Genomic DNA, 8,025 nt, shown 5'->3' on the forward strand with positions numbered 1-8,025 from the left:
GGCCTGGGGTTGGGGTTGATGCTGCTGGTGGACTCGGCGCTCCGGGCGGAGGAGCTGGGCCGTCAGCGTGGCGCCCTGCGTCGACTCTTCGTGCGCTATCCCCAGTCCGCGCCGGGGACCTCGGCCCCGCCGGGCGAGGGCCGGTAGCGGCCGGGCGGGCAGCGTTGCCCGAACAACCTCGCGGGTGGCGAGCATCACCGGCGCGGGCCCATCCGTGGCAGCATCGGTGAGACATGGCCCGCTACGCCCTCATCGCCGAGCCCGACCCCCACCGCGCCGCCAGCCTGCTCACCCTCGTCGCGGGGGAAGGGCTCGAGGGCATCCTGGCCCGGGATGGCGCGGAGGCCCAGGAGGTGGTCCGCCAGCGCAGCGCCCCGGCCCTGTTGCTCACGGACCTGGCCTTGCCGCGCGTGGATGGCTTCACGCTGCTGTCGTGGCTGCGCGAGCGACAGGACGCGGGCGGCACGCAGGTGGTGGTGGTGACGGCGTTCGACGAGCTGCGGGTGCGCGCGTGGCAGCTCAAGGAGGCGCTCGGCATCCACTCGCTGCTCAGCCGACGCGCGCCGACGGAGACGGTGCGCGACACCGTGCGCAGGGTGCTCGCGGGACAGCGTCCCCTGCCCGCCACGCCCACGGAGAGCGGCCCCGACGAGGAGCACCAGCGGCTGGCGCACATCGACGCGCTGCACCTGGTGGACGACGGCCCTCCGGAGGCGGAGCTGCAGGAGCTCGTCACCGAGGTGGCGCAGGCCTTCGGCGTGCCCGTGGCGTTGCTGACGTTGGTGCTGGGAGACAGGCAGTGGTTCAAGGCGCACGTGGGGCTGCCGCACGCGCTGGCGCGCGACAGGGGCACGCCCCGGGACTGGGCGTTCTGTCACCACGTGGTGATGGGGCGCGAGTCGCTGGTCGTCCCGGACGCCACGCGGCACCCGGTGTTCAAGGACAACCCGCTGGTGCGTGACGGCATCGTCGGCAGCTACGCGGGCGCGCCCCTGGTGACGCCGAGCGGTGAGGTGCTGGGCACGCTGTGTGTCATCGACACGCGGCCCCTGGTGCTCGGCACCGAGGACATGGCGGCGCTGCGGGAGCTGGCCCGGCGCGTGGCCGGGGACCTGGAGCTGAAGTCCCGGGCGAGGACGGAGGCGAGGGACTGGAGCCGCTCGCGGCAGGAGCCCTCGCGCTCGGAGCTCGCCGCGCTGACGCAGGTGCGGGACGCGATTCAAGCGCTCGACGTGGCGACACTGCTGGTGGCTCCGGGCCGGCAGCCCTTCGCGGGCAACGCCGCGCTGGCGGAGCTGCTGGGGCTGACGCTGGAGGACATCCCGAAGCTGTCCTTCGACAGCTTCCGTCAGCACGTCGCGAGCCTGACGGCGGACCCGACGGGGCACTCGCCCCTGCTCGACCTGGCGTCGGACACGTCGCGGGGGCTGCACCTGTCGCTGACGCTGGAGCACCCCCGCCCCCGGCGCATCCGGTGGGTGGCGAGGCCGTTCCCCATTCCCGGCGGCATGGCGCAGCTCCTGACGCTCTCGGAGCCAGGAGGCGTGTCGCCGCGTGAGGAGCGCGAGCGGATGCTGCGGGTGGATGCGCTGACGGGGCTGGCCAAGCGTCGAGCGGGCGAGGAGCGCCTGCTGCGGGAGATTGGTCGATGCCGGAGGGATGGGGTGCCCTGCGGCGTGCTGTTGGTGGACCTGGTGGGACTGGGACAACTCAACCTGCGGCATGGGTTCGACGCGGGCGACACGGCGCTGCGCGATGTGGCGCGACACCTGGAGCCGGTGGGGGCGCCCACGGGCTTCGCGGTGCGCTGGGAGGGCGGCACGCTGCTGGTGGCGCTGCCGGGGCTGGACGCGGGGGCCACCGACGCGCTGCGGGAGCACCTGCTCTCCGAGCTGGAGACGTTCGAGGTCCACACCGTCGCCGTGGCGGTGGAGGGTGAGGAGGACCCGGGGCAGACGCTCGCCCGGGCCCATGCGGCGCTCGCGCGGGTGAAGGCAGAGCATCGCGCCCGGAGCACCGCGGGCTGAACGGTGTAGAACAGGGGCCCATGGCCCCGCTCTCCGTGCCCGACCGGCTGCGATTGCCTCTGTGCTTCGACGTGAGCCGTCTCCAGGAGGAGCTGGCGCGCGTGCCCGCGGAGGCGTGGGTGCCGCACTTCAACACCCGCTTCTACGAGGGCGAGTGGAGCGGCGTCCCGTTGCGCTCGGTGGGAGGGATGGAGGGGCGCATCTACCCCGACCCCACGGCGCGGCAGGCGTACGCGGACACGCCGCTGCTCGGGCGTCACCCCGCGTTCCGGGAGGCGCTCGCGCTGTTCCAGTGCCCCATCGGCTCGGCGCGACTGTTGAAGCTCGCGGCTCGCGCGAACATCCGCGAGCACACGGACTACAACCTGGCGTTCGAGGATGGCGAGGTGCGCATCCACGTCCCCATCGTCACGCATCCGGAGGTGAGCTTCGTGCTCTCGGGCCAGCGCGTGGACATGCGGCCCGGGGAGTGCTGGTACCTGAACTTCAACCTGCCCCACCGCGTAGACAACTCCGGGGACACGGACCGCGTGCACCTGGTGCTCGACTGCGTGGTGGATGACTGGCTGCGGGACGTCTTCGCGAGGGCCGCGACGGAGGAAGGCGGCGCTCGTGTCGCTTGAGGACTTCGAGCGCTTCCGTGTGCGAGTGCTGGAGGACGAGGGGCTTCAGGAGGAGTTGCGAGGGCCGAAGGATGTGCCTGGGTTCATCGCGCTCGCCATCCGGTTGGGGGCGGAGCGGGGCTGTCACTTCACGGAGGCGGAGCTTCGCGAGCTGATGCGCGAGGAGCGCAAGCGGTGGCTGGGGACGTGGGTATGAGCCCGCGGCTGGACGGGTGGATACCAGCACGGCTGCAGGTCGAGGGCGAACAGCCCTGGGTCGACTGGTGTCACCTGGGGAGCCAGCGCTTCACGGACCCGTTCTTCGACGAGACGCTGGAGCGAAGGCTGCGGCATCCGTTCCCCCTGCTCTTCCGACATCGGACGTCGATGGAGACGCTGGTGGAAAGACAGTCGTCGCATCCGGGGTTGCCGGTGCGAGGGCTCGTGTTCCACATGTCCCGCTGCGGCTCCACGCTGCTCGCGCAATTGCTGGCGTCATTGCCCCGCCACATCGTCCTGTCCGAGGCAGCGCCCGTGGACACGGTGCTGCGCATCCATTCGCGGCTCCCGTGGGTGGATGAGGCACGGCGAATCGAGTGGCTGCGCGCGGTGGTGGCCGGGCTGGGGCAGAAGCGGAACCCCGAGGAGCAGGCGGTGTTCCTCAAGCTGGATGCGTGGCATGTGCTGGAGCTGCCGTTGCTCGAGCGGGCGTTTCCCGGGGTGCCGTGGCTGTTCTTGTATCGGGATCCGGTGGAGGTCATGGCCTCACATCAGAAGCATCGGGGCGCGCACATGCTGCCAGGGGTGTTGGCGCCCGCGCGCGTGGGGCTCCGCGCGGAGCAGCTGTCCGAGCTGTCATTGGAGGAGTACGGCGCACGGGTCCTCGCGCGGCTGTGCGAGGCGGGGCTGGAAGGCTATCGCTCGCGGAAGTCACCGGCGTTGTTGCTGAACCACCGGGGGCTCCAGGACACCGCCGTGTCCCGGCTCGTGGAGCTGTTCGGGATGGAGCCGGATGCCCTCGAGCTGGAGTTGCTGACCCAGGCCGCGGCCCGTGACGCGAAGAACCCCGTGCTCCCGTTCGAGGACGACACGAGGCAGAAGGCCGAAGCGGTCAGCGAGGCCTCACGCAAGGCGGCCGAGAACGGGGTGCGCCCCGTGTACGAGGCGCTGGAGGCGGAGCGGCTGCGGGCCGAGCCTCAGTAGAGCGAGGACACGAACTGTTCGAGGGGCTTCGGCAGCAGGTCCTCCGGGCGGCTGCTCAGGTGCGACATGCTCTCGCTCGTCGCCTTCAAGCGGGTGCTGTTCACGACCTTTCCCGTGGCAACGTCGATCAACTCGAGCTTCACGTCGATCTGATCAGGCTTCCCGGACCACTGGGTGGCGCGGTCCTCCCAGTGCAGGAGGGTCGGCCGGACCAGGTACTTGCTCTGGGCCGCACGCGCCGCCTTCATCCCCTCCTCGAAGCTCTCCGTCAGGTTTCCGAGCTTCACATGCGGGGTGCGTTTGTAGAAAGCGACGAACACGGCCTTGGAGGTCGCCAGGGCCGAGCCCGCGAAGCGCTTGTTTTCATAGACACCGTCCGCGGGAACGAACACGTAGAGCGACTCGGCTGGCGTCAGCTGGGGTGGGCCGGCCCGAAGACGGGTGATCTCCGTCTTGGTGACACACGCCGACAGGAACAGGAAGGAGAGGACGGTCCATCGCGTCGACTTCATGGGACTCCCGGTGCGCTGCCTTGGGAGAGAATCATTGCCGGCAGCATGCATGGCAAGACATATCACACCCAGCTGGAATCAGGCAGCGGGGAGCCATGACGAGGGCAGCGACGCTCCATCCAGGCTGTACCTTGCAGCGCCAATCGAGGCTCGGTTTTTCCGGCATTCAGCAGAACACCGACTGAGCTTGCGAGCAATGATTGGCTGGTGCGGGCACGCAACGACAACACAAGAATCCTCCACCCGAGTCTGAACAACGCCGGCACCCACAATTCACTGGCAGCATGTCCACCCATATGGCAGACATACTCCCGACTTCCCTGCCAGGACGAGAGGACCCCTCCGGTCCCGTCTGGCAATGGAGGGGGAGAACACCATGCTGATGGGAATGGCAGCCCGCCGCGCTGGAGTGCTGCTCGCGACCTTGGGATTGGGGGCACTGGCCGGCTGTAGGAGCAGCACGCAGACGACGGGCCCCGGGGAGGAGATGGTCAACAGCGAGGCCGAGCTCTACGTGGCCTCCACGCGGTTGTGGCGACCGATGAGCATCCCCCGTGTGCTGGGAGAACCCGGGAGCGAATGACGGCACGCAGCGCCAGTGGGTGCGCGACGCGGTGGAGCGGACGTGGGCGACCCGCTCGGGAGTCCGCTTCACCGGCTGGGGCACCTGTGCCGCGGGGGCCATGGGCATCCGGCTCAACATCAGCGACGTCGGCCCGCATGCGAAGGGGCTGGGGAACGCCATCAACGGCGTCGCCGCGGGCGTGGTGCTGAACTTCACGTTCAACAACTGGAGCCAGGGCTGCCAGAACACGCGCCAGTACTGCATCGAGACGATCGCCGTGCACGAGTTCGGTCACGCCCTGGGCTACGCCCACGAGCACAATCGCCCCGACACGCCGGGCTCCTGCACGGAGCCTCCGCAGGGCTCCAATGGTGACCAGACCATCGGCGCGTGGGACCTGGCCTCGGTGATGAACTACTGCAATCCCCAGTGGGCGGGGGATGGCAACCTCAGCGTCACGGACCAGGTGGGCGCACAGCAGACGTATGGCGTTCCCTGGGAGTCGCTGGGAGGCAACCTCACCTCCGCGCCCGCGGTCGCCGCGCGCGGCACGAACCGGCTGGATGTGTTCGCTCGCGGCACGGACAACCAGCTGTGGCAGGCCTACTGGAATGGCACCGGTTGGTTCTCGTGGTTCCCGCTCGGCGGCACGCTGACCTCGGACCCGGCGGCCGTGAGCCGTGACGCCAGCCGCATCGACGTGTTCGCCAAGGGTTCGGACAACGCCATCCATCAGAAGTCCTGGACCGGGACGACGTGGACGGCCTGGTCGTCGCTGGGCGGCAACTTCGCCTCGGGGCCCACCGTCGCATCGTGGGGCTCGAACCGGATGGACGTGTTCGTGCGTGGCACGGACAACGCGGTGTGGCAGTCCTTCTGGACCGGCTCCACATGGAGCTCCTGGTTCTCGCTCGGCGGCACGATTGCCTCGGACCCGGCGGCGGTGAGCTGGGGGGCCGGCCGCATCGACGTGTTCGCCCGGGCCACGGACAACACCATCGTGCAGAAGTATTGGAATGGGACCACGTGGGTGGGCTGGTCTTCCCTGGGCGGCAACTTCATCTCATCACCCACGGTCGTCTCCCGAGGGGTGAACCTGCTGGATGTGTTCGCTCGGACCGCGGACAACGCGCTGTGGAGCAACACCTGGAATGGCGCGAGCTGGAGCGGCTGGACGTGGCTCGGCGGCGAGCTGGCCTCCGCGCCGGAGGGCGTGAGCAAGGCGTCGGGCCACATGGACGTCTTCTACATCGGTTCGGATGGCGCCCTGCGGCACTCCTGGTATCGAAACGGGTGGTAGGCGGTTGAGCTGACGCCGTCACCTCGAGCACGGGTGGGCGCGCGGCCGGAGAACCCGTTCGACGACCGCGTACTCATCACATCGCGTGGTCTCCCTCACCCGGGAGACCGCGCATGGCTGACACGAACGAAGCGGACGAGTCGCTGGGCCTCGCCGCGTATTCGACGTTCGCGGAGCGGTACGCGACCTTCGCCCTGACGAAGCCGCACAACGCGCTCTACGAGCGGCCGGCGACGATGGCGCTCCTCGGTGAGGTCGCCGGGCTGCGCGTGCTCGACGCAGGCTGTGGCCCCGGCTTCTGCAGCGAGAAGCTCGCGCGCGGTGGAGCCACCGTGGCCGCCCGCTCGCGGACATCCTGAACGCGCTGTCGGAGGCAGGCTGGATGCTCGACCGCGTCGTCGAGCCCAAGCCACACGACGACATGAAGGCCGCGGACCCACGCCTGTTCGAGGAGCTTTCACAGGCCCCCGGGTTCATCTGCATCCGGGCCCGCCGAGCGGCCTGAGCCAGAAACCCGCGACGGGCGCTGGCGCCTCCGTCACCACCGGGCTGACTCGCCCGACAGCGCCGACATCGCCAGCCGCGCCATGAAGGACTCGACCTGCTCCCGGTTCGGCAACCCCGACAGCGCCCCCAGTCGCATCGTGGCCAGGGCCGACGTGGCGTGCGCGAAGCGGGCCGCGTCCGATAAAGAGCGCCGCTCACCCAATGCCACACATAGGGCCGCGGAGAAGGCATCCCCTGCCCCCGTGGTATCCACCCAGTCCACGGGGAGGTTGGGCAACCACAGCTCCCCCTCGGACCCGAGGAGCAGGTTGCCCTGCGGCGCGGCGACCACCGCGGAGCCGACGCCCCGACGCAACAGGTTCTCCGCCGCCTGACGCGCGGACGCGCGGTCCACCACCTCGACGCCCGTCAGCACCTCCGCCTCCAGGTCATTGAGCCGGATGACATGGACCGCCTCGAGCAGCTCCTCGTGCAGCACCGTGGGCGGCGCCGGGTCCAACAGCACATGCGTCCCCGCGGCCCGCGCGACATGGACCGCCGCGACGACGACCTCGAGCGGCACCTCCAGTTGCACCAGCAGGACATCCGCGCGGGAGATGCGCTCCTCGGCGGCGAGCACGTCGGGGACTCGCATCCGTCGGTTGGCGCCTTCCGCGGACAGGCTCTGCCTATGCCCTGACTCATCCACCATCTCGAGCACGACGCCCGTGCTTGCGCCCGGGTCCCTCGTCACGGCGAGCGTGTCCACGCCCTCGCCCTCCAGCTGCTCCAAGAGCCCGAGTCCCCGGGCATCCGCACCCACCCGCCCCACCAGCGTCGCCCGGGCGCCCAGGCGCGCGGCGGCCACGGAGGCGTTGGCGCCCTTTCCCCCCAGGCTCTCCAGGAACAGGTGCCCCTCCACGTTCTGCCCCTGTCTCGGGAGCCGAGGCCCCTGGACCAGGAAGTCCGTGCTGATTCCACCAACCACCAGGATGTCCGCCTGTCGACGCGCAGCCATGACCGTCGTCCCCCTCCCCACCCCACCGTCCGATGCCACGACTCGCGCGCGAAGACGCCGAGCACGAAGCCTCATCAAGCTAGGCATCACCGGGACACGGCACGGCGGACAGCCGCACGTGCCACCGTCGCGCCGGCCTCCCACATCACGTGGACCCGACGGAAGGACCCAGGGGGCCGGAGCGCGACCCTCGAAGAGACAATCTTCGAGGTGGCGGCATCGCATTCCACGCCTCCGCTACGAACAGGGACTTCAAATGGACCCGCCGAACAGGGCCATCCACCCGCCCAGAAGCCCCAGCACTCCCCCAAC

General features: G+C 70.0%; 10 protein-coding genes. 8 read left to right on the plus strand and 2 right to left on the minus strand.

Annotated elements, in window-relative coordinates; translation table 11 throughout:
* Window positions 1-233: 233 nt before the first annotated feature.
* The 4 genes from FL311_RS38345 to FL311_RS38360 are packed head-to-tail and all read left to right on the plus strand — an operon-like array spanning window position 234 to window position 3,832.
* Entirely contained in the window at window positions 234-2,027 is a 1,794-nt protein-coding gene (locus FL311_RS38345) for a diguanylate cyclase (RefSeq protein WP_141332614.1), read from the plus strand.
* A gap of 20 nt (window positions 2,028-2,047) precedes the next feature.
* Complete coding sequence (locus FL311_RS38350; RefSeq protein ID WP_141332615.1) at window positions 2,048-2,650, plus strand: aspartyl/asparaginyl beta-hydroxylase domain-containing protein; 603 nt, start codon at window positions 2,048-2,050, stop codon at window positions 2,648-2,650.
* On the plus strand, window positions 2,640-2,846 hold the full coding sequence (locus FL311_RS38355; RefSeq protein ID WP_141332616.1) for a Nif11-like leader peptide family natural product precursor: 207 nt from the start codon (window positions 2,640-2,642) through the stop codon (window positions 2,844-2,846). The genes FL311_RS38350 and FL311_RS38355 overlap by 11 nt, the downstream gene beginning before the upstream one ends.
* Window positions 2,843-3,832, plus strand: a complete 990-nt coding sequence (locus FL311_RS38360) for a sulfotransferase family protein (RefSeq protein WP_141332617.1) — start codon at window positions 2,843-2,845, stop codon at window positions 3,830-3,832. Before FL311_RS38355 ends, FL311_RS38360 begins: the two co-directional genes overlap by 4 nt.
* Here FL311_RS38360 and FL311_RS38365 read toward each other — a convergent pair.
* Window positions 3,826-4,344, minus strand: coding sequence for a DUF4823 domain-containing protein (locus FL311_RS38365; protein WP_194869548.1), 519 nt, complete (start codon window positions 4,342-4,344; stop codon window positions 3,826-3,828). The genes FL311_RS38360 and FL311_RS38365 overlap by 7 nt on opposite strands.
* Before the next feature lie 376 nt (window positions 4,345-4,720).
* Here FL311_RS38365 and FL311_RS38370 point away from each other — a divergent pair, with 376 nt between their 5' ends.
* From FL311_RS38370 to FL311_RS46010, 4 genes are all read left to right on the plus strand, one after another.
* Window positions 4,721-4,927 carry a hypothetical protein gene (locus FL311_RS38370; RefSeq protein WP_141332619.1) on the plus strand — a complete coding sequence of 69 codons (207 nt, stop codon included), beginning with the start codon at window positions 4,721-4,723 and terminating at the stop codon, window positions 4,925-4,927.
* Window positions 4,899-6,209, plus strand: coding sequence for a hypothetical protein (locus FL311_RS38375; RefSeq protein WP_141332620.1), 1,311 nt, complete (start codon window positions 4,899-4,901; stop codon window positions 6,207-6,209). Before FL311_RS38370 ends, FL311_RS38375 begins: the two co-directional genes overlap by 29 nt.
* Window positions 6,210-6,322: 113 nt before the next feature.
* Complete coding sequence (locus FL311_RS45675; RefSeq protein ID WP_228557357.1) at window positions 6,323-6,568, plus strand: hypothetical protein; 246 nt, start codon at window positions 6,323-6,325, stop codon at window positions 6,566-6,568.
* Between the two features lie 23 nt (window positions 6,569-6,591).
* A complete protein-coding gene (locus FL311_RS46010) occupies window positions 6,592-6,714 on the plus strand; it encodes a hypothetical protein (RefSeq protein WP_255510397.1) in 123 nt (40 codons plus the stop codon).
* A gap of 33 nt (window positions 6,715-6,747) precedes the next feature.
* On the opposite strand, the gene FL311_RS38385 is transcribed toward FL311_RS46010, so the two are convergent.
* Complete coding sequence (locus tag FL311_RS38385; RefSeq protein ID WP_141332621.1) at window positions 6,748-7,713, minus strand: ribokinase; 966 nt, start codon at window positions 7,711-7,713, stop codon at window positions 6,748-6,750.
* Window positions 7,714-8,025 lie beyond the last annotated feature (312 nt).

The organism is Myxococcus sp. AB025B (assembly GCF_006518215.1).
In the GTDB taxonomy this organism is placed as follows: domain Bacteria; phylum Myxococcota; class Myxococcia; order Myxococcales; family Myxococcaceae; genus Myxococcus; species Myxococcus fulvus.

Excerpts from the sequence above, each read along its gene's own strand:
- FL311_RS38345 (WP_141332614.1), top strand. The coding sequence starts at position 234 with ATGGCCCGCTACGCCCTCATCGCCGAGCCCGACCCCCACCGCGCCGCC.
- FL311_RS38350 (WP_141332615.1), top strand. The coding sequence starts at position 2,048 with ATGGCCCCGCTCTCCGTGCCCGACCGGCTGCGATTGCCTCTGTGCTTC.
- FL311_RS38360 (WP_141332617.1), top strand. The coding sequence starts at position 2,843 with ATGAGCCCGCGGCTGGACGGGTGGATACCAGCACGGCTGCAGGTCGAG.
- FL311_RS38365 (WP_194869548.1), bottom strand. The coding sequence starts at position 4,344 with ATGAAGTCGACGCGATGGACCGTCCTCTCCTTCCTGTTCCTGTCGGCG.
- FL311_RS38370 (WP_141332619.1), top strand. The coding sequence starts at position 4,721 with ATGCTGATGGGAATGGCAGCCCGCCGCGCTGGAGTGCTGCTCGCGACC.
- FL311_RS45675 (WP_228557357.1), top strand. The coding sequence starts at position 6,323 with ATGGCTGACACGAACGAAGCGGACGAGTCGCTGGGCCTCGCCGCGTAT.
- FL311_RS46010 (WP_255510397.1), top strand. The coding sequence starts at position 6,592 with ATGCTCGACCGCGTCGTCGAGCCCAAGCCACACGACGACATGAAGGCC.
- FL311_RS38385 (WP_141332621.1), bottom strand. The coding sequence starts at position 7,713 with ATGGCTGCGCGTCGACAGGCGGACATCCTGGTGGTTGGTGGAATCAGC.